The 20925-nt window shown below is 68.9% G+C and carries 17 protein-coding genes and 1 pseudogene; 9 read left to right on the top strand and 9 right to left on the bottom strand.

Translation table 11 applies throughout. The annotated features are described in order from the left end of the window. Nucleotides 1–592: 592 nt before the first annotated feature. The 6 genes from OH735_RS26375 (at nt 593) to OH735_RS26350 (ending at nt 9597) form a co-directional block, all read left to right on the top strand. Nucleotides 593–2644 (top strand): alpha-1,4-glucan--maltose-1-phosphate maltosyltransferase, encoded by a 2052-nt coding sequence (locus OH735_RS26375; protein WP_406384115.1) that lies wholly within the window; start codon nt 593–595, stop codon nt 2642–2644. Next, nucleotides 2641–4347, top strand: coding sequence for a maltose alpha-D-glucosyltransferase (gene treS / locus OH735_RS26370; RefSeq protein ID WP_406384113.1), 1707 nt, complete (start codon nt 2641–2643; stop codon nt 4345–4347). Before OH735_RS26375 ends, treS begins: the two co-directional genes overlap by 4 nt. 237 nt (nt 4348–4584) lie before the next feature. After that, complete coding sequence (locus OH735_RS26365) at nt 4585–5982, top strand: maltokinase N-terminal cap-like domain-containing protein (protein WP_406384112.1); 1398 nt, start codon at nt 4585–4587, stop codon at nt 5980–5982. A gap of 274 nt (nt 5983–6256) precedes the next feature. Beyond that, nucleotides 6257–8731: a 1,4-alpha-glucan branching enzyme gene (glgB, locus tag OH735_RS26360; RefSeq protein WP_406384111.1), complete on the top strand. Its 2475-nt coding sequence runs from the start codon at nt 6257–6259 to the stop codon at nt 8729–8731. Nucleotides 8732–8879: 148 nt separating this feature from the next. Beyond that, nucleotides 8880–9152 carry a type II toxin-antitoxin system Phd/YefM family antitoxin gene (locus OH735_RS26355; RefSeq protein ID WP_406384110.1) on the top strand — a complete coding sequence of 91 codons (273 nt, stop codon included), beginning with the start codon at nt 8880–8882 and terminating at the stop codon, nt 9150–9152. Further along, complete coding sequence (locus OH735_RS26350) at nt 9145–9597, top strand: PIN domain-containing protein (protein ID WP_406384109.1); 453 nt, start codon at nt 9145–9147, stop codon at nt 9595–9597. The genes OH735_RS26355 and OH735_RS26350 overlap by 8 nt, the downstream gene beginning before the upstream one ends. 27 nt (nt 9598–9624) lie before the next feature. Here the strand turns inward: OH735_RS26350 and OH735_RS26345 are convergent, their stop codons facing one another. Then, nucleotides 9625–9834, bottom strand: a complete 210-nt coding sequence (locus OH735_RS26345) for a hypothetical protein (protein ID WP_406384108.1) — start codon at nt 9832–9834, stop codon at nt 9625–9627. 126 nt (nt 9835–9960) lie between these two features. On the opposite strand from OH735_RS26345, the gene OH735_RS26340 reads away from it, so the two are divergent. Continuing rightward, the gene (locus OH735_RS26340; RefSeq protein ID WP_406384106.1) at nt 9961–10890 is read left to right on the top strand and encodes a TIGR04222 domain-containing membrane protein; all 930 of its coding nucleotides are present in this window, start codon (nt 9961–9963) and stop codon (nt 10888–10890) included. A 47-nt stretch (nt 10891–10937) separates the two neighbouring features. Here OH735_RS26340 and OH735_RS26335 read toward each other — a convergent pair whose 3' ends face one another. The 7 genes from OH735_RS26335 to OH735_RS26305 form a co-directional block, all read right to left on the bottom strand. Next, nucleotides 10938–12218, bottom strand: coding sequence for a hypothetical protein (locus OH735_RS26335; protein ID WP_406384105.1), 1281 nt, complete (start codon nt 12216–12218; stop codon nt 10938–10940). Next, complete coding sequence (locus tag OH735_RS26330; protein WP_406384104.1) at nt 12215–12475, bottom strand: hypothetical protein; 261 nt, start codon at nt 12473–12475, stop codon at nt 12215–12217. Before OH735_RS26330 ends, OH735_RS26335 begins: the two co-directional genes overlap by 4 nt. Continuing rightward, a complete protein-coding gene (locus OH735_RS26325; protein ID WP_406384103.1) occupies nt 12472–15123 on the bottom strand; it encodes an SUMF1/EgtB/PvdO family nonheme iron enzyme in 2652 nt (883 codons plus the stop codon). Before OH735_RS26325 ends, OH735_RS26330 begins: the two co-directional genes overlap by 4 nt. Next, entirely contained in the window at nt 15120–15905 is a 786-nt protein-coding gene (locus tag OH735_RS26320; protein ID WP_406384101.1) for a class I SAM-dependent methyltransferase, read from the bottom strand. Before OH735_RS26320 ends, OH735_RS26325 begins: the two co-directional genes overlap by 4 nt. A gap of 148 nt (nt 15906–16053) precedes the next feature. Continuing rightward, nucleotides 16054–16293 (bottom strand): hypothetical protein, encoded by a 240-nt coding sequence (locus OH735_RS26315; RefSeq protein WP_406384100.1) that lies wholly within the window; start codon nt 16291–16293, stop codon nt 16054–16056. Continuing rightward, on the bottom strand, nt 16290–16520 hold the full coding sequence (locus tag OH735_RS26310; protein WP_406384098.1) for a hypothetical protein: 231 nt from the start codon (nt 16518–16520) through the stop codon (nt 16290–16292). Before OH735_RS26310 ends, OH735_RS26315 begins: the two co-directional genes overlap by 4 nt. A 94-nt stretch (nt 16521–16614) precedes the next feature. Further along, nucleotides 16615–17847 (bottom strand): helix-turn-helix domain-containing protein, encoded by a 1233-nt coding sequence (locus OH735_RS26305; protein ID WP_406384096.1) that lies wholly within the window; start codon nt 17845–17847, stop codon nt 16615–16617. Nucleotides 17848–18333: 486 nt separating this feature from the next. Between OH735_RS26305 and OH735_RS26300 the strand changes: the two genes are divergently transcribed. Further along, nucleotides 18334–19386, top strand: a complete 1053-nt coding sequence (locus tag OH735_RS26300) for a MarR family transcriptional regulator (RefSeq protein WP_406384095.1) — start codon at nt 18334–18336, stop codon at nt 19384–19386. A 59-nt stretch (nt 19387–19445) separates the two neighbouring features. Here the strand turns inward: OH735_RS26300 and OH735_RS26295 are convergent. Next, nucleotides 19446–19607 (bottom strand): annotated as a pseudogene (locus tag OH735_RS26295) (thioredoxin family protein); the annotation flags it as partial. Between the two features lie 206 nt (nt 19608–19813). Here OH735_RS26295 and OH735_RS26290 point away from each other — a divergent pair. Further along, the gene (locus tag OH735_RS26290; protein WP_406384094.1) at nt 19814–20827 is read left to right on the top strand and encodes a LuxR C-terminal-related transcriptional regulator; all 1014 of its coding nucleotides are present in this window, start codon (nt 19814–19816) and stop codon (nt 20825–20827) included. Nucleotides 20828–20925 lie beyond the last annotated feature (98 nt).

Here is a 20925-nt window from a genome sequence, read left to right as displayed (position 1 = left end):
CCATGGACCTCGCCCCGCGACCACGGCGCGCGACCGGCTCCCGGCGCGCGCTGCCAACCGCAGGACACACCCGGCGCGCCCCTCACGGCCCGTGAATGCGCATCCGCCCCACAGGTAATGGCCGATTCCCTTCCCTCGTCCGGTCTTGTGGCACCTCACACCAAGGGGAAAGCTGCCCAGTGGCGTCCGGGAAGCACCGACGTGCGGCACGCTCGGCTTATTCGGATCGTCACAGATACGCGCGAGTAGTTGACACACCACCGGATTGGCCCCCCGGGAATCGTGGGAAGGCTTCTCCGGTACGGAGCCCGAGTGCATCACGGGAACATGCGAATGCCGCCCGAATGCAGCACGAATACGAGGCACCCGCGGGACCGGTGTCCAGCCGGTTTACCTCCGCGAAACAAATCCGCACCCAGCAATTCGAGTGCCATTCGAGTGAATGCGGACAGGAGCGGCCATGCCCACACCCCGTCAGTCGTCAACAGAGCAGCTAGAAAGGACGGACCCCATCGGTCGCGGTGCGCGAATTCCGCCCTCCGCGGTCGCGTCGCGTCCCGTTCGGTCCGAGCCCCAGTCCCCAGGTGATTCCATGATCGGTCGCATTCCCGTCCTCGACGTCCGCCCACTCGTCGACTGCGGCAGAAGGCCCGCCAAGGCCGTTGCCGGTGAGACCTTCCAGGTCACCGCGACCGTCTTCCGCGAGGGCCATGACGCCGTCGCCGCCAATGCGGTCCTGCTCGATCCGAACGGGCGCCCCGGTCCCTGGACGCCGATGCGCGAACTCGCCCCCGGCACCGACCGCTGGGGCGCCGATGTCACCCCGGCCTCCGAGGGCCACTGGACGTATACGGTCGAGGCCTGGAGCGATCCGGTCACCACCTGGCAACAGCAGGCCCGGATCAAGATCCCGGCCGGGATCGACACCGCGCTCGTCCTGGCGGAGGGCGCCGAACTGTACGAACGGGCCGCCGCGGGCGTGCCCAAGCGGGACGGGCGCGAGGCGGTGCTGGAAGCGGCCGACGCCCTGCGCGACGAGTCCCGCCCGGCCGCCGCCCGGCTCGCCGCGGCGCTCGCCCCCGAGGCCCGTGCCGCGCTCGCCCGTCACCCACTGCGCGAACTGGTCACCGCGTCACCCCCGTTCCCCCTGCTGGTCGAGCGCCGGCGGGCCCTGTTCGGCTCCTGGTACGAGCTGTTCCCCCGCTCGGAGGGCGCCCGGGTGGTACCGGCCAAGCCCGCCGGTACGGCGAAGAAGGGCAGAACCGGCAGGGCGGGCAAGACGGCGGCCCAGCCGGAGAGGATCATCAGCGGCACCTTCCGTACGGCCGCCGAACGGCTTCCCGCGGTCGCCGCCATGGGGTTCGACGTCGTCTACCTCCCGCCCATCCACCCCATCGGAACCACCCATCGCAAGGGCCCCGACAACTCGCTCTCCCCCGCTCCGCGCGACGTGGGCGTGCCCTGGGCGATCGGTTCGGCCGAGGGCGGTCACGACGCCGTCCACCCCGAGCTCGGCACGCTCGACGACTTCGATCATTTCGTCGCGACCGCCCGCACCCTGCGCATGGAGATCGCGCTGGATTTCGCGCTCCAGTGTTCCCCCGACCACCCCTGGGTCGAAAAGCATCCCGAGTGGTTCCACCATCGCGCGGACGGCACGATCGCGTACGCGGAGAATCCGCCGAAGAAATATCAGGACATCTATCCGATCGCCTTCGACAAGGACCTGAGCGGCCTGGTCGAGGAGACCGGGCGCATTCTCCGTTTCTGGATGGATCACGGCGTACGGATCTTCCGCGTCGACAATCCGCACACCAAACCGGTGATCTTCTGGGAGAAGGTGATCGCCGATATCAACCGGACCGACCCGGATGTGATCTTCCTGGCCGAGGCATTCACCCGGCCCGCGATGATGCGTACGCTCGCCACCATCGGCTTCCAGCAGTCCTACACGTATTTCACCTGGCGCAACACCAAGCGCGAAATCACCGACTACGTGACGGAGTTGTCGGGCGAGACCGCCTCCTACATGCGCCCCAACTTCTTCGTGAACACCCCGGACATCCTGCCGGGCTACCTCCAGGACGGGGGCCGTCCGGCCTTCGAGGCGCGGGCCGTTCTCGCCGCCACGCTCTCGCCGGCCTGGGGTGTGTACGCGGGGTACGAACTGTGCGAGAACACCCCGATCCGGCCCGGCAGCGAGGAGTACCTCCACTCGGAGAAGTATGAGATCCGGCCCAGGGACTGGGAGTCGGCGGAGCGGGAGGGCCGCTCGCTGGCCCCGCTCATCACCCGCCTCAACCGCATCAGGCGCCGCCACCCGGCGCTGCAGCAACTGCGCGATGTGCACTTCCACTCCGTCGACAACGATGCGTTGATCGTCTACAGCAAGCGTTCGGGTTCGAACATCGTTCTGGTGGTCGTCAACCTCGACCCGCACCACACCCACGAGGCCACGGTCTCGTTGGACATGCCGCGACTCGGCCTCGACCGGCATGAGAGCGTGCCGGTGCGCGATGAGCTCACCGGCGATACCTATCACTGGGGCAGGACCTTCTATGTGCGTCTGGAGCCGGGCGTCACGCCCGCGCACATCGTCGTCCTGCGACCGTCCCCGCCGACCGGAGGGTCACCCACACCATGATCGTCAATGAGCCCGTCCACGACCTGTTCGAGGACACCCCGGCCAAGGACCGCGATCCCGACTGGTTCAAGCGCGCCGTTTTCTACGAGGTCCTCGTCCGGTCCTTCCAGGACTCCAACGGCGACGGCATCGGCGACCTCAAGGGCATCACCGCCAAGCTGGACTACCTGCAGTGGCTCGGCGTCGACTGCCTCTGGCTGCCGCCGTTCTTCAAGTCGCCGCTGCGCGACGGCGGTTACGACGTCTCCGACTACACCGCCGTGCTCCCGGAGTTCGGCGACCTCGCCGACTTCGTGGAGTTCGTCGACGCCGCGCACCAGCACGGCATGCGCGTGATCATCGACTTCGTCATGAACCACACGAGCGATCAGCACGACTGGTTCCAGCAGTCCCGCACCGACCCCGACGGGCCGTACGGCGACTACTACGTCTGGGCCGACGACGACAAGCAGTTCCCCGACGCCCGGATCATCTTCGTCGACACGGAGACGTCCAACTGGACCTTCGACCCGGTGCGCAAGCAGTACTACTGGCACCGGTTCTTCTCGCACCAGCCCGATCTCAACTACGAGAACCCGGCGGTGCAGGAGGAGATCATCTCCGCGCTGCGCTTCTGGCTGGACCTCGGCATCGACGGTTTCCGCGTGGACGCCGTGCCGTACCTCCACCAGCGCGAGGGCACCAACTGCGAAAACCTCCCGGAGACCCACGACTTCCTCAAGCGGGTCCGCAAGGAGATCGACGCGCACTACCCGGACACCGTGCTGCTCGCCGAGGCCAACCAGTGGCCGGAGGACGTCGTCGACTACTTCGGCGAGTTCCAGGCCGGCGGCGACGAGTGCCACATGGCGTTCCATTTCCCGGTGATGCCGCGGATCTTCATGGCCGTCCGGCGCGAGAGCCGCTACCCGGTCTCCGAAATCCTGGCGAAGACCCCGGCGATCCCGAAGAACTGCCAGTGGGGCATCTTCCTGCGCAACCACGACGAGCTCACCCTCGAAATGGTCACGGACGAAGAGCGCGACTACATGTACGCGGAGTACGCCAAGGACCCGCGGATGCGGGCCAACATCGGCATCCGGCGGCGGCTCGCCCCCCTGCTGGACAACGACCGCAACCAGATCGAACTGTTCACGGCGCTGCTGCTGTCCCTGCCCGGCTCCCCGATCCTCTACTACGGGGACGAGATCGGGATGGGCGACAACATCTGGCTGGGCGACCGGGACGCGGTCCGCACACCGATGCAGTGGACCCCCGACCGGAACGCCGGATTCTCCTCCAGCGACCCCGGGCGGCTCTACCTCCCCACGATCATGGATCCGGTCTACGGCTATCAAGTCACCAATGTCGAGGCGTCGATGGCCTCTCCGTCGTCGCTGCTGCACTGGACGCGGCGGATGATCGAGATCCGTAAGCAGAACCCCGCCTTCGGTCTCGGTTCGTTCAGCGAACTGCCGTCGTCGAACCCCGCCGTGATCGCCTTCACCCGGGAGCACGGGGACGATCTCGTGCTGTGCGTGCACAACTTCTCGCGGTTCGCGCAGCCGACGGAGGTCGATCTGCGGTCGTTCAACGGGCGTCATCCGGTGGAGCTGATCGGTGGGGTGCGCTTCCCCGCCATCGGTGAGTGGCCCTACCTGCTGACTCTCGCCGGACATGGTTTCTACTGGTTCCGGCTGCGCAAGGACGCGCCGCCGAACTGACCGGGCGTCACTTCCCACCCCCGTGCGGGGGCGGTTTCCGCCGCCCCGCACGGGGCACTCTCCCCCACATCGAGCACTTCCGGGACCTTCCGGGTCCCCGCTGGCATTTCGAACCCTTCGAGTCGAGTCCGTACGGACCATCCTGACCCGACACGTCCCGCACAGCCGGACAGCCAATGCCGCAATCCGGGACACTCTTCGCATCCTGTGGTGTGCCCGGGGAAAGGACGCGATGCCATGTCGGAGGCTGCATCCACTCGGGTCGCCCTGGCTGACAGCACAGCTCTGCTCCCGTCTCTCGCCCCCCTGTTGCACGAATGGCTGCCCCGGCAGCGGTGGTTCGCAGGCAAAGGACAGCCGATCGCGGCCTTCTCGCTGCTGTCGGCGACCGAGATGCTGCCGGTGGACACCGGCCCGGCCGGCACCCGGACCGGGCTGCTCCATCTGCTGGTCCGGGCCCATCAGCCGTCCATGCCCGGGCAGTCGCCGGACGACTGCTACCAAATCCTGCTCGGCGTACGGTCCGTGCTGCCGCCGCGGCTGGCGCCCGCGCTCATCGGCCACGTGGCGGACGGGCCGCTCGCCGGCCGCACCGTCTACGAGGGGCTGCACGACCCGCGCCTCGCCGAAATCCTGCTGGAACGGTTCCGTACGCCCGGCACCCTCGGCTCGCTGCGCTTCGACCGGGGCGACGCCCCGATCGCCGCGGGGCTGGCCCCGCGACTGCTCGAGACCGAGCAGTCCAACACCTCGCTCGTCTACGGCAACGCCTACATCCTCAAGATCTTCCGCCGGATCTTCCCGGGCACCAACCCCGATCTGGAACTGCCGCTCGCGCTCGCGCGCGAGGGCTGCGGACGGGTGCCCGCCCCCGTCGCCTGGTTCGAGGCCACCGCCTGTGAGCCGCTCACCCTCGGCGTCCTGCAGCCGTTCCTGCGCGACGCGGAGGACGGCTGGCAGCTCGCCCTGCGCGCGCTCGCCAAGGGCATCGACTTCACCGGCGAGGCACACGCCCTCGGCAGGGCCACCGCCGAGGTCCACACCGCGCTCGCCGCCGCCCTGCCGCAGCCCGCCCTGCGCCGCGCCCAGACCGAGCACCTCGCCGCCGCGATGGTGCAGCGGCTGGAGGCCGCCGCACACGCGGTACCGGCGCTCGTGCCGTACGTCCCCGGACTGCGCACCGCCTTCGACGCGGTGGCCGCACTGGGGCACCGGGGCCGCAACTGGGCGGCCCAGCGGATCCACGGCGATCTCCACCTCGGCCAGACGCTGCGTGCGGCCGACGGCTTCTGGTCACTGATCGACTTCGAGGGCGAACCGGCCCGGCCGCTGCCCGAGCGCCGTCGGCCGCAGCCCCCGGTGCGCGACATCGCGGGCATGCTCCGCTCCTTCGACTACGCGGCCCGCTCGCACCGCCCCTGGAACGCCGAGTGGGCGGCGCACTGCCGGACCGCGTACTGCGAGGGGTACGCCGAGGCCGCGGGCGTCGACCCGCGCAGCGAACCGGAGCTGCTGCGCGCCCATGAGACCGACAAGGCGGTGTACGAGGTGCTGTACGAGGCACGGCACCGGCCCGACTGGCTGCCGGTCCCGATGGCGGCGATCCACCGCCTGGCCGCCACCGTCGCCGACTGACGGGCCGGGGCGCCGCCCCCGTCGCCCGGTTCGGGGCCGCCGCCCGTCCCCGCCCCGTTCCGTTCCCGTCCCCGCCCCGTTCCCGTCCCCGCCCCGTTCCCATCCCCGCCCCCGCCCCGTTCCCATCCCCGCCCCGTTCCCATCCCCGCCCCGTTCCCGTCCCGTTCCCGTCCCGTTCCCGTCCCTCCCGCCCCGCTCCCGCCCCGTTCCCGTTCCTCCCGCCCCGCTCCCGCCCCGTCCCGCTCCGCCAACACCCTCCGAGGAGGCTGTCCCTGTGACCGCCCGCAAGCCGTCCCGTAAATCGCCCGCCCGCACCGAGGCCGAGACCAAGGCCGCGACCGAGGTCGAGGCCCCTCAAGTCCCGCCGGTGACACCGGCCGGGAAGGCGTCCCCCGCGGCCCCGGCGAAGGCGGCCACCCAGCCCTCTGGGGAACCGACCACTCCGGCCGAGCGGAAGAAACCGGCGGCCGGGCGAGGCGCTGCTGATGCCGGTGCCGTTTCCGGTGCTGCGCCGCCGCTTCGTCGGGAAGGCGCGGGCAGCAAGGGAGTACGCAAGGCCCAGCCCCTCGACGAGGGCGACCGGGCCCGGCTGCTCCACGGCGAGCACCACGCCCCGCACGACGTGCTCGGCGCCCACATGGGCCGCAGCGGTGTGACGTTCCGGGTGCTGCGCCCGTTCGCGCGGTCCGTCACCGTGCTCGCCAAGGGGCTGCGGGCCCAGCTGCACGACGACGGCGACGGCCTCTTCTCCGGCCTGCTGCCGATGCCCGCGCTCCCCGAGTACCAACTCCTGGTCGCCTACGACGACAACGAGATCGAGGTGCAGGACCCGTACCGCTTCCTGCCCGCGCTCGGCGATCTCGATCTGCATCTGATCGGCGAGGGACGGCACGAGGAGCTGTGGACCGCCCTCGGCGCGCAGCCCATGGAACACCAGGGCGTCGCGGGCACCCGGTTCACCGTATGGGCCCCCGACGCGCGCGGGGTGCGGGTCGTCGGCGACTTCAACTTCTGGGACGGCACCGGCTTCCCGATGCGTTCGCTCGGCTCCAGCGGGGTGTGGGAGCTGTTCCTGCCGGGAATCGGGGAGGGCGCGCTCTACAAGTTCGACATCTGCCGCCCGGACGGTTCGCACACCACGCGCGCCGACCCGATGGCCCGCCGCACCGAGGTCCCGCCCGCCACCGCCTCGATCGTGACGGCCTCGCACCACGAGTGGCGGGACCAGGAGTGGATGGCCCACCGGGGCGACGTACCGGTGCACGAGGCGCCGTTCTCCGTGTACGAGGTGCACCTGCCGTCCTGGCGCCCGGGGCTCACGTACCGCGAGCTGGCCACCCAACTCCCCCGGTACGTCAAGGATCTGGGGTTCACCCATGTGGAGATGATGCCGGTCTCCGAGCACCCCTTCGGCGGTTCGTGGGGCTATCAGGTCACCGGCTTCTACGCCCCGACGTCCCGTCTGGGCACACCGGACGACTTCCGGTACCTCGTCGACGCGCTGCACCGGGCCGGCATCGGCGTCATCGTCGACTGGGTGCCCGCGCACTTCCCGCGCGACGACTGGGCGCTCGCGGAGTTCGACGGCCGTCCGCTGTACGAACACTCGGACCCGTCGCGGGCGGCGCATCCGGACTGGGGCACGCTGGAGTTCGACTACGGGCGCAAGGAGGTACGCAACTTCCTTGTCGCCAACGCGACTTACTGGTGCGAGGAGTTCCACATCGACGGACTGCGGGTCGACGCCGTCGCCTCGATGCTCTACCTCGACTACTCACGCGAGGACGGGAACTGGTCCCCGAACGAGCGCGGCGGCCGGGAGAATCTGGACGCCGTCTCCTTCCTCCAGGAGATGAACGCCACCGTCTACCGGCGCAACCCGGGCGTCGTCACCATCGCCGAGGAGTCCACCGCCTGGAACGGAGTCACCCGCGCCACCCACCATGTCGGCCCCGACGGTTTCGGCGGGCTCGGCTTCGGGCTGAAGTGGAACATGGGCTGGATGCACGACTCCCTCCAGTACATGTCGAAGGAGCCGGTGCACCGCAAGTACCACCACAACGAGATGACCTTCTCGATGGTGTACGCGTACAGCGAGAACTATGTCCTGCCGATCTCGCACGACGAGGTGGTGCACGGAAAGCAGGCTCTGGTCAGCAAGATGCCCGGCGACTGGTGGCAGCGGCGCGCCAACCACCGGGCGTACCTCGGCTTCATGTGGGCCCACCCGGGCAAGCAACTCCTCTTCATGGGGCAGGAGTTCGCACAGGGAGCGGAGTGGTCGGAGGGACACGGCCCGGAATGGTGGCTGCTCGACCCCTCGTACGAGGCGGAGAGCGACCACCGGGGCGTACGCACCCTGGTCGGCGACCTGAACGCGGTGTACGCCGCCACGCCCGCGCTCTGGCAGCGCGACACCGTCCCGGAGGGCTTCGACTGGGTGGACGGCGGCGCGGCCGAGGACAACGCCTTCGCCTTCCTGCGCTACGACGCGCACGGCTCGCCGCTGCTCGCCGTCTGCAACTTCTCCCCGGTGGTGCGGCACGACTACCGCATCGGCGTGCCGGACGTCCTCGGCGATCAGGTCCCGTGGGCGGAGGTCCTCAACACGGACGCCGCCCGGTACGGCGGCAGCGACGTACACCATCCCGGCCCGCTGAAGCCCGAACGGGTGGCCGCGCACGGCCGCCGCGGCAGCATCCTGCTGACGTTGCCACCGCTGGCGACGGTCTGGTTCAAGCCGGCGTGAGCACGGGGGCGGGGCCCGCGACCACCACCCGGTCGCGGGCCCTGCCCCGCGCCACGCCCCGCTCAGCCGCCGATCGCCTCGACCGTGCTCGCCCAGGAGTCGACGCCGTGCGAGGCCCGGGATGTAGAACGAGTAGTACCCTGGAGTCATGGGCGACAGCAGAGAAGTTCCGCTCCGAGAACTGAATCAGCAGACCTCGCGCATCATGGCCCGCGTCGAGGCCGGGGAGACCGTAACCATCACGAAGGACGGCGTCCCCATAGGAGACATCGTTCCCCGGGGCTCCCGCCTGGGACGGCCGGCCTATCCCTTCCGTACCGACCCCATGGGGCCGCTCGACCTTCCCGATCTGGGCGGGCCGGAGCTCACTGACGACGAGATCGACGTGACGCTGCGGGGCATGGGTGCGGTCGATGAGTGAGATTCCGGTCGCGATCGCCGACACGAACGCTCTGTACCGCCTGTTCACGCCCAAGGACCCGCGCCATGCGGCGCACAGGGATGCGCTCAGCGCCACGGGCCACCTCGTGGTGTCGCCCATGGTGCTCACCGAACTCGACTATCTGATGACCTCCCGGATCGGTGCGGACGCCTCGATGAACGCGCTCGACTTCATCGCACGCCAGGTCGAGGCCCGGCGCTTCGAAGTGCCCGAGGTCGCACCGCATCTGCGCAGCGCCATGGCAGTCATGCGCGGCTACCAGGACGCGGACGGCGGCCAGGGGGTCGGACTGGCCGACGCGATGAACGTAGTGCTCGCCTCCGCGTTCCAGACCGCCGACCTGTTCACCACCGACCGGCACTTCCGGATGATGCGGCCACTCACCGCCCATCGCGCGTTCCGTCTCCTGCCCGACGACCTGTGATGTGCCGGACCGCGGGCGGTCAGGTGCTCACACGGTCTGTACGGTGATCGTCCCGCTGCCGGGCACCTGGTCCAGATACGCCTGAATGCCCTCGGGGTTCGAGGTAGCGGTGATCGCCGCATCGATCTCGACGGCGGTCAGGGCAACCAGACCGTCGACCGGGACGGGTTTCTTCTTCGACGGAAGTCCCGCTCGCCCGATCAGTTCGCCGACTCGCCGCCACTCGGTACGAAGCACCGTTGCCTGCACCCCGACAACAGTTCCCTCTGGGATCGGACCTGTTCGGATTGGCCGCGCTTCACGCGGAGATATAACCCGCATACGCACATTCGTCCGGAGCACAACCGGATCGGGGCGGTTGCCATGTGGACCACTCTTGCGCTCATCGACGCGACGGCCGCGCTGACCGCCTGCGTCCTCTCCCTCGCCCTGTCCCGCCGGCGACTGCTCCGGACGCGCCGGGAGCACGCTCCTGAGCTGGGCCCGTACGATGCCGCGTTCCTGGCGGGCGGACCGGATCGGGTGGTGGAAGCGGCCCTGCACACCCTGTGGGGCGGCGGCGGCAGTGTCGTGGCCGGTTCGGGCGGGCGGCTCCGACTGCTGGAGCCCGGGACGGAACCGGCCCATCCGGTGGAGCATGCCCTGGTCGAGCAGTGGCGGGCATCGGGCCGTGCGAGCTCGACCATGCTGCGTCCGCGAGCGGTACGGACCAGGGCGGTACGCGAGGTCGGCGACCGGCTCGTCTCGTACGGTCTGGTGTTGAGCCCGGCGCGCGCACGAGCCCGGATGTTAGCCGCGCGGTCCCTGGTCGCCGTGGCGTTCGGCACGGCGGCTCTGGCGGCCTTCGCCCTCACGCAGGGGCTGCGGCATGCGGTTCCGTTCCTCGCGGTGGGCGTCTGCTGTCTCACGGTGCGGGTGCTGTGCCCTGCGCGTGACCTGTTGACTCCTATGGGCCGTCGCCGCCTCTCAGCATTGCGTAGGAGCGAGCCGTGGGCCGCGGCGCCGCTCGGCGCGGTGGTGTTCGACGGCCGGAGCGGGTTGCCGGGCGAGCGCCGACGTCCGCAGCGGCGGAACGAGGGCGGGAGCCGGCTGCCGTCGGTGGGGCGGATGCTGGTCAAGTTCGGCAAGGCGCTGGATTCGGACTCGGACGACCGGGGCACGCACTACAGCAGCGGTGGCCACGGCGCTCAGGGCTCCGACAGCTCCCACGACACGCACGGCTCCTCGTACGACGGAGGAGGTCACCACCACATCTGCGGCGGTGGCAGCAGCTGTGGTGGCGGCAACTACTGAGCACTGGGGAAGCTGCATCGTTGCGCCGAGCGCTGAGGAGCCCCCGTCTACAACCTGCTGTCCCTGCGCAGCGAGGACAGAACCAGTCGCCCGTAACGCGTCGCGAGCGCGGCTCCCGTTGCGGCGACGGAGAGCCCGAGAGCGACGAACAGGTGCGAGGGTGACTCGTCACCGATGACTTGGAGTATGCCGAGCATGGTGCCGAGCGGCAGGCCCAGAATCGTGAGGATCCCCAGGGCGCCGCTGATCTGCTGGCTCTCCTGTGTCTGCACCAGCCGGCTGTAGTCGGCGGCCTCGGCCAGGATTTCGCCGAAGCGGTCCGATAGTCGGTGCTGGTTCTGGAAGGCGAGCAGCAGTTCGTTGGCCGGGCCGTGGGCGGTCAGGTGCTGACGCCAGTAGGTGCTGCGGAAGACGGCGATGTTCCGTTCCAGGGTTGCGACCCGCCGTGCCAGGTGCGTGGTGTCGAAGACGTCCGAGAGTTCGTCGGTCAGCTCGTCGATGTGGTCGCGCTGGAGTGACCCGAGCAGCAGTGCGTCGAGGTAGACGGTGCGCGAGTGCAGGGCGCCGAACGCGTAGAAGTCACCGTCCCCGCCATCGGCACGGTGGCCGAGGAATGCGGCGCCCTGCCGGAGCACCAGGGCACTCCAGTCCGCCGAGATACGCACGGCGCTGCCGAGCTCTGCCGCGGCGGTCTCCGGCGCAAGCGGAAAATCGGCCGGGTTCGAACGCGACGCCAGTTGCCAGAGCCAGCGGTCGGCGGTGTCCGGCAGCGGCCCTTCGCGGCCTGCCCGCAGCGCTGGAGTGTGGTCGGCCTCGGGCGTCAGAAAGGCGATGGTGTAGGGGCGGGCTATGGCGAATGTGCCCGTACCGCTGGTGACTTCCGCGATTCCTGCGAGAAGCTCGCCGGGATCCAGCGGGCTCGTGAGCGTCGCGGCGTCGCCGTCGGTAATCACCCGTCCCGCTATCGCGCGCACCACAGGCAACAGCGGCCTGTACACCGTGAAGTGAAGGACCGCGAGAGCGTGTTCAGGATTACGGGCGGTGGCCGTGCGGAGCAGCTCCATGCCGATGAGGTGCAGACCGTTATGAACGATCGACGCCGACCGGTACCAGCGTCGGGGCCGGCCGGGCGCGCCGTAGAGGACTCTCGCGGAGGCCGGAGCGAAATAGGTCGCCCGGGTCGCAGTATCGGTGCGACGGCTGCCCAGCTCGAAGGGGAACGGCCCCTCGGCCCAGTCGGGCGTCCGCAGCAGACGCACCGGGACGACAACTGTCAGCTCCTGACGCACACCGGTGATGGTTTCGAGTGAAGGTGGCACGTCGGTCATCCGTAGTACTCGGACGGATCAGGCTGGTCGAGGCGGATGACGAACTCGGCCTGGCCGGGGCTCGCCGAGACATGGAAGCGGACACGCTCACCGGTGCGGATGGTGCGGAAGCCTTCAGTCACGATCTGCCGGTAGTCGAATCCGTAATACCGCTGGTCCTCGTCGTCCCGGACGATGTACGAACCGAGCGTGCCGTTCACTCCCCCGCCACTCGAACGCCTGTCGACAATCCTGCCGTGCCGCGGCTCGCCACTCATGCCACCGCCTCCTCGGTGTCGGTGATGTCCTCCACGCAGCGGAAGCCAACCGCGTTGCTTCCCCCACGTTTCCGGTAGAGCCCCTTACTGCTTGCCTGTACAGCACGCATCGGGTTGTCATAGCTGCCGCCGCAGATGACGGCCTCACCCGGATCACCGAGGCTGGTCGACGTCCATTCCCAGCAGTTGCCCACCATGTCCCCGATACCGAACGGCGAGCGGTTTCCAGGCCGTTCGTCCGATGGAGTCACCCACGCGTGGCGGACGGCGTCGCCCGCGAAGTCCGCGTACCACGCCTGGTAGGTGACGACGGGGCGCCCGACCCACGAGTCCGCACAGTTGACCAGCCCGTCCCGGGGCTGGTCGCCCCACGGAAACAGACGGCCGTTCGTACCACGCGCAGCGGCTTCCCACTCCAGGGAGGTAGGCAGCCTTTTGCCCTCGAACCCGGCGAAGGCGTACGCACTCCACCAGTTGACGCAGACAGCCGGGTACGCGTCGTAGCGTGCGTCGGCGTAGTAGTCGGATTCGCGCAACCTGTCGGTCCACGGATGGTGCGTAACGTTGGCCGGCTGGTCTGGATGGTCCCAGTTCGAGGTGCCATCGCTGTTGAGCGCTTGGAGGAAGCGCCGGTAGCGCTGCACCGTTACCGCGTGGCGGTCGAATCGTACGGATCGCGGGACTCGACGGAGCAGCAGTCGTTCGGCGGGGCCGACCAGGTATGTCCCGGCGGGCAGTACGCAGTCGTCGGTCGCGGGAGCACTGGGAAGACTGGCGAGGTAGGCCCGGACCTGCTCGGTAAGGAAGGCGCCGCCCGGCACGTCCACTGCCGCGCCCTGGTTTCCGGCCTCGGCCAGATACCGCGCCGCGAGCAGTTCCTGGTACGCAGTGTGCACGAAGGCGACCTGATCGGGCCCTGCCGGACGTAGCAAGGGTGAGAGCACACAGGCGTCGAACTCAAGGCGTCCGTCGGTGAACGCACCTGTCCCCAGCGACCGGTGCAGGTCGAGGAGGGAGAAAACCGTCCGGTCGGTGAGAAAGGCATGCCCGAAGCAGCCAGGCAGACGTTGCTCGATGCCGGCTTGTCCGCGCTCGGCCAGGGTCCGGGTGATGTGCGTTCCGAGGATGTCGGCGAGGGAGCGCCCCGGAGAGAGCCCGAGCGACGCGGTGAGCCTCTTTTCCAGTGGTGTCGCGTCAGGTTCGGCGAGGCGTACGAGGTGGAAGTGCGGCACCCTGGCCGGGTCGACTCCATTGGCATACATCTGCTCGACGAGTTGTTCGGAACGGCCTGCGCCGCTGTCCAGGAGCTGACGGACCTGCGGCGAGTCGGCAAGGAAGGACACGCGTGAGCTCATGACCACGGCGGACTCCGCCGAGAGCACGGCCGCCAGATCCGCGAAGAGGCGCAGGAATCCGGCGGGGCTCGCCTCATCGACCCCCTCGTCGACGGCGTCGAGCACGCAGAGTGCCGTACCTGAGCGGATCAAATAGAGAAAGAGGTCGTAGGCGCGGGAGCGGTCCGAAGCCATGGACGGTGCCAGGAGTCGCGCGGCGTACTCCGAGAAGGGTTCGTCCTTGGGCTTGAGTCCGAGGTCGAAGTAGAAGCGGAAGCGGCGGGTGTCCGGGTTGACGGCCAGAGAGCGTAGAAGCGTGCTCTTCCCACTCCCGGGGCGACCGGTGACCAGTACGTTCGCGCTGCCCCGGGCGAGACGGGTGAGCAGCTCCGCAGCGTCCGCGGACTCCGTTTTCCGGGGCTCCCCTGTGTGCGGGTCGCTGGACAGCACGGCGGCGTTGATCGCCACGCGGGGCTCCGCGGGTGCGGCCATGGAGGAGACGGCACCGAGGTGTGTTTCGAGGTTGACGAGTGTGTCGACGAAGCCGTCGTAGCGGACGATCCGGAAGTCCATTCCAAGCATCTGATGGAGCGCCCCGGATGCCGCACTGTCGTTGTCGTCCTCCAGGACGACGAACCTGGTGAGCTTGGGCAGTCGGGTGCGCAACAACTCACCGTCGCTGGAGGCGAGGACCGTGCTCAGATCGTCGGCGTCCCGGGAGAGCATGAGCTCCACGTACTCAAGTCGCATGCCCGATTCACGGCAGAACAGCTGGTAGACGGTGTCGGGGCTGAGAACGAAGCGTTTGGCCTGCCGATAGCCGAGGGTGACGTACAGACCTGCGAGGAACTCACAGCGGCGGGCCACCTCGGGAGCCAGGTCCGGCTCTCCGCCGAGGAGCGCGGGGCTCCCCGTGTTCGTGAACCAGACCAGCACATCGACGAGGCGGCGCACGGCCAGCAGCCCGTCCTCGTCGCTGATGTCGTAGCCGTCGTGCGTGGATCGATTACGAAGACGGCGGATGTCGTCCAGCGCGTCCATCACGGTGCTGCTTCGGATGTGCGGACGGCAGCGCTTGACGAGGTCGTTCAGCGCCTTGGTCGAAGGATCACCTTCGATGTTGTGGTGGCGCCATAACTCCTTGAGCAGCTTCTCGGTCAGTTTGCCGACGAGCGCGACAGCGTTCTCGGGATAGCCGTCGTCGAGGGACCGCAGAGGACGCTCGAGGTCGAGCCCGAGACGGTCCGCGATCCGTGCGTGATCGTCCAGTTCACCCCGGAGCCGACGCAGCCGCTCGTCGACCACGGTACTCACTCGCCTTCACCTCGTTGATCCGGCAGTTCCCCGAGGACAAAGGCGAACCGGTCGGGAAACACAAGGACGGGCTCGGGGTGGGAGGCACGCATCTCCTCGATCCCCATTTCGATCTCGTGGTCGCTGAAGGTGGAGAGCAAGGACATGTAGCGAGCGCGCACCATGCCGAAGTACCTGTCCCGGTCGATGCGCAACTCGTGTTCGACGTAGGAGAGACCTGCCTCCAGGCCGGCGGATGTCAGGTGCTCCACGATGTCCGACGGGTCGGGTTGCAGCTCTTCGAAGCGTCTGAGAGCACTATCGAACAACGGGTACTGGATCGTGGCCGGGAGCATGACCACGAGCAGTCGCCCGCCGGGCGCCAGCCGCCCCGCGAGGCCGCGCAACGTCCGGGCCGGGTCCGAAAGGTGATGTACCGATTCCTTCAGCCACATCGCATCGATCCGGCCATGGGGCAGGTCTGCATTCCCCTCGGCCATGTCCTCGGCCGAGGCAAGAACCGGTACCAGACCGGGTGGAGGCGGCACCCCGATCCGACGAAGCATCGCCTCCGAGGGATCGACGCAGAGAACGGGACGGCTCGGCCGGACGGCCTTCGCCACTTCGCGCGTGAACAACCCTGTTCCGCAACCGATGTCGGCGATACGGTCGTCGGCAGTGAGCCTCAGCGTTTCAGCGATGCGGGCCGACATCCAGGGGATGTGGTCCGGCCCGTACACCCAGTGCTCGTCGTACTCGGCGGCCAGCTCCTCATAGTGCCCTTGTACATCGCGCCGCTCCACGGTCCCCCTCGCGCGCCACAGGTCTCGATGTGCTGTACAACAACAGGCTATCGCGCCGCACTTGACCGGCGACACCGTGTATTGCGCCGTTGCTTCCCCGCCGGCTCGGCCACGTCCGACGGGGCAGCAAGCAGGAAATTGACCCTTGTCAGGAATTCATCCAGGTTCTCCAGGGTCTGGTAATCAGCTCTCGGTACGTGTGATGGGAGGGGTTACGCCCCGAGTGGGAGAGGGTCCATTCCTGCGGGGCGTCCCAGTCCTCCGCCGCGGCGGAGGACTCTCCGCAGACGACGCACAGCATGGCGTACGTCTGCGGTTCGGCATCCGGCTCCTGGTTCGGCGCGAGGGTCCACTGGACGTGCCTCACGATGGCCCGGGGCCCGCTCATTCTCCGCGCCTGGACTCGGCATTGAGGGCGGCGAGTCGTACGGTCAGCTCCTGTCGCGAGGAGAGCGTCTCGATGCCGTCCGGATCGACTTCCCACGACAGTCCGCCGCTGATCGGGCGGAGCTGGACGAGCCCGCCGATGGCGGCCATCACGACGCCGAAGCGGTCGGTCTCTGTGTCCTTGACTACCGCCCCGATCCGGGGGCCGGCCTGCTGGTTGTTCGCCATGCCGAAGACGCTATGCCGGCACAGTGTGTCGAACCAGGCACGGTGCGTGGCACTCTCCTGGCTGCCGAGGAAGAGGCACCACGCCCCGTAGTTGCTACCCGGAGATGCCCAGGTGAACTGCCATGTCACGCATGTCCGCGGTGAGGGTACGCTTCCGACCCGCCAAAATGTCACTCATGATGTAGCGAGCCATTTGCTGGTGTCTGAGCCACTCGGGAGAAGCCCTCCTGATGGTGTTCAGCTCGTCCATGGCGTCCTGGTGGGAGCCGAGCATCGCGTGGGCCCTGGCGACGTCGAGACGGTGCCGGTCCCAGTTGTTCGCGCTCGGCCGGCCGAACTTCTTCAGCGCCTTACGACTCAGAGTTCCCTCGTCGGCCCGGCTGAGCACTCCGCGGGCGTCCCCGATGAGGGAGAGGTCCTCGATCGCCTTCATCTCAGCCGTAACGGGCCCGAAGGTGGTCCAGTGCTCCCGGAAGTCGACGTGCTCGACGTCCAAGGCCGAGGCTGCGGTCGCAGCCATGCGCCGGGCTTCCTTGGCAACCTCGGGACGGTTGTTCCGCATCGCCGCAGCGGCTACGCGCTGGCACAGCTCTCCCCAGAGGGCGAGCTGGCCAGGCAGGGCGTTCGACATGCGCGGCTCCACCTCGGCGGCCGTGACGGTGGCGAGGTGCTCGGCTTCGTCGAACCTGTCCTGCCGCAGAAGGAGCCAGCCCATACCGACGACCCCGGTGGTCGCAAGGAGAGTCTGACCGGTCTCTCTCGCATCCCTGATGCCCTGCGAGAGGGCGTGGTAGGCCATGTCGTAGCGCCGGACCTGGGTGAGGTACTTGCCCGTCAGGAGGAAGGCACTGGCCCTGACGATGGTGGCTCTCCGTCGCGGCTCCCCCGCGTCGCTGAGCACGACGGCGGCCTCTGCGGCGCGAAGGATGCCCGGCAGGCGCTTCGCGACGGAGTCGTAACGGTCGGCTTGGTAGAGGGTGTGCGAGTCGTCGATGTCCCGCCGGATGGAAGCGAGGCCGACTGCCCCTTCAGGTTCTACGAGGTCCTCGGAGAGACCGACCGGCGGCATGAGCGCGCGGCGCAGTTCCATGAGGCGGACGCTGTCGCCTTCGTCCCCACGGACCGGCTCGGGAGCCGCGGTCTCGAAGAGGCTGGACGTGGTGGTGCCAAGCGCCCTGGCGAGTATGTGAAGTGTCTCGACCCGCACGCTTCCGCCTTGCTCGGCCTTTCGAACGACACCCAGAGAAAGGCCCGCGTGCTCGGCGAGCTGTTCCTGGCTCAGGCCGACACGGCGTCGAAAGCTGCGAATGTTCTCCGACAGCGGCATGGGATCACCTCCTTTTCAGCGTACGTCCGTTGGGATCGAGGAGAGAGGGCCGTCCCTCAGCAAAACGGATCCGCAATTCATGGGCAGTGGTGGCGTGCGGGTCCGTCGGTCGAGCAGCGCCACCACACTGCGGCCCAGAACCCGAGTTCCGGGTTTCGAGGGACGGGGTTCGAGGGCCGGGACCGGCTGATTCACTCTTTCGTGGGTACGAGGAGGGGACCGGTTCCGACGCTTGAGCTTCGGGATCCGGGTGTCGGGACCCGGGGTCCGGGATTCGAGCGCTCTCTTTCAACCGGTGGGAAAAAGCAGGGGGTTGGGGAAACGTCCCCAACCTCCCTTACCCGTCACGGCCAGCAAGTACGACTAATCCTGACCAGCTTGCGGCGCGCTGTCGCGGCTGCTTACGGTGCCCCCAACGAAACGACCCCGACGCGGTGTTAGAGCACCGGGCCGGGGTCTCACCCCAAGATCGGAAAAGGCGATCCTGTGGCTACCGAGAACCTTAGCCCTGCCCTGCGTACGCCCGCATCCTCGCGCCCGTACGCGAAGGCCAACCGCGGCTACGGAAAGCGATCCGCACCGGACCAATGCCCGTCGCGCGCAGACGACTTCGCGCTGCTGCCCGAGCGCGAGCGCTACATCGCCGGGTACGTCGACCATCTGCCCGACGGTGCGGCCATGGACATCAAGTCGCTGGCCAAGAACATCCCCCTGTACGGACAGATGGCCGTCGGCAGCGCCCTCAGGGCACTGGGAGTGGCCGGTCACCTGCGGCACGCCCAATGCCGGGTCGAAGAACGCGGCCAGGTCCGCTGGGTCACCCGAACCTTCTGGTCCCGCACCGCCCGTGACAACGAATGGTGGGGCGCCTTCCTGGACGCCGAGAACAACCGGGCCGCCCAAGAAGCAACCGCTCCCCAGCCGCCGCCCCGGATCCCCACGCAAGCGCCCGCTCCCCAAGCCGGAGCAGAATCGCAGGCCCCGGCCCCCGTGACACCGGCCGGGCCCGCGGCGCAGCCCACCTCGCCCGGTCCCGTACCCGCCGTACCGCAGCAGCGAACCCCCGAACCCACCCCGGGGCACCCCTCGCCCGCGTACCTCGCCCTGGCCCAACTGGGCCGAATCGAACCGCGCCTGGCCCTCTCCGCCGCCGACTGCACCGTCCTGGAATCCCTGGCCGCCCAGTGGTTCACCCGGGGCGTCGACACCGACTACCTCACCCACGCCCTCACCTCCGGCCTCCCCACCCAGGTCGACTCCCCCATCGGCTTCGTCCGCCGCCGCCTCAACGACAAGATCCCACCCGACCTGCCCACCACCCCAACACCGGCCGCGCCAGGTACTCCCGTCCGCCGCCTGATGGTGGAATGCACCGAATGCGGCACACCCGGCCCATCCGAAGCACTCCCCGACGGCCTCTGCCGCACCTGCCGCACACCAGCGCTGGGCCCGGCCCCGACAGCCCCCGCCGACCCGCCCGTCGCACGTGACATCCACGCACTGGTCGGCACCCTTCGCGACCTGATGAAAACCCCCTGAACGCGTCGAGTTGCGCAGGCACCGCGCAGACGGCCGCCTGGAGATACGAACGCCCCGCCTCACACCGCCTCGAACACGTCCTCCAGCTCCTGGAGCAGCCGGCGCTTGGGGCGGGCGCCCACCATCGACTTCACCGGTTCGCCGGAACGGAACACCATCAGGGTCGGCGTCGACAGCACCGCGTAACGGCTCGCGATCCCCGGGCTGGTGTCGATGTCGAGCGTTCGGGTCGCGTGATCACACGGTGCTACGCTGGCGGCGCCTCAGCGGATGCGCGGAGCGCCCTGGGATGGGCCAGTGGGGGTGCGTGTCGCGGCCGTTCATCGTCACGGTTCGCCCTGATCCGCTGAACGTTGGCGGCGGGCCTTCCGGCGATCCGCCCCGTACGGATCCGTAAGAGACCGCCGACCGGCCCGAGGGAGGCTGCGTGTCCGTCACTGCCCCTGGGGCGCACGGCGACATACTCAGGACGCGCCCGTTGCAGTCCCTCGGACTCTCCGCGACTGCCGAAGCCGCCTACCTCGCGCTCGTGGAGTACGGTCCGCAGACCCTGGCCGAGCTCGTCGGACGGTGGGGACCGGTCGGGTCGCCCGCCGAAGAGCTCCCGCAGGCGATCGACGAACTCACCCGCATCGGCCTGGTGTCGCGCGCCGACGACAGACTGACCGCGCAGCCACCGCGCGCGGCGCTCGAGGCCGTCGCCGAACGGCGCGCACGCGAAGCCCGGAACGCCTACGAGAGTGCGACGCTCCTGTCGCGGTTCTGGCTCGACCACACGTCGGGATCGGACTACGTCGAGGTCGTCGACACCTCCTCCAGCCCCGATGCGATCCAGCGGCGGATCCATCGTGAGGCCACGTCGGAGGTGCGCGCTCTGTCAATCGGGCCGGCGGGTGGCGGCGAGCGTGTGCCGGAGGTGGACACGGAAGCGTTGGAAGCCATGTCCCGCGGGATCGTCTACCGGGTGGTGTACAGCGCCGACATCCTGCAGGTACCCAAGGCCCTGGAGGCGGCACACGCGTGCGTCGCCCGCGGGGAGCAGGCACGGGTCTTCCACGATGTCGCGCTGAACGCCCTGGTCTGCGACGACCGTCTGGCCGTGCTGTCCGTCACCGCGCCGGACCGGGTGGGACACCACAGCGTGATCGTCCACCGGTCGGGCCTGCTGGACGGGCTTGTCAGAGTCTTCGAGTCGTACTGGCGGATGGCCGTCCCGCTTCCTTCCGTCCGCGAGGTCGTCGACTTCGAGACCAGTCGGAGGAACGACGCGCGACAGCTCTTGAACTACCTCGGTGCCGGGCTGACCGATGAGTCGATCGCCCGTGAGCTCGGGGTGAGCGAGCGGACCGTGTCCCGGCGCATCGCCCGACTGCAGGAAGTGCTCGGCGCCCAGACCCGGTTCCAGCTCGGGGTCCAGGCCGGCCGCCGCGGCTGGTTCTGAACCGCAACCTGTCCAGGCACCGCAGCCTTGGCGAAGCGCTCCCTCGCGTTCTCTGCCGGCATGCCGCTCTCGCCCGGCGTGCGCCCGGGGCGGGCCAA

Origin of the sequence: Streptomyces sp. NBC_01618 (assembly GCF_045209435.1) — a bacterium.
In the GTDB taxonomy this organism is placed as follows: Bacteria; Actinomycetota; Actinomycetes; order Streptomycetales; family Streptomycetaceae; genus Streptomyces.
Note: the sequence above shows the minus strand (reverse complement) of the source record. Positions and strands in the feature narration are given on the sequence as shown.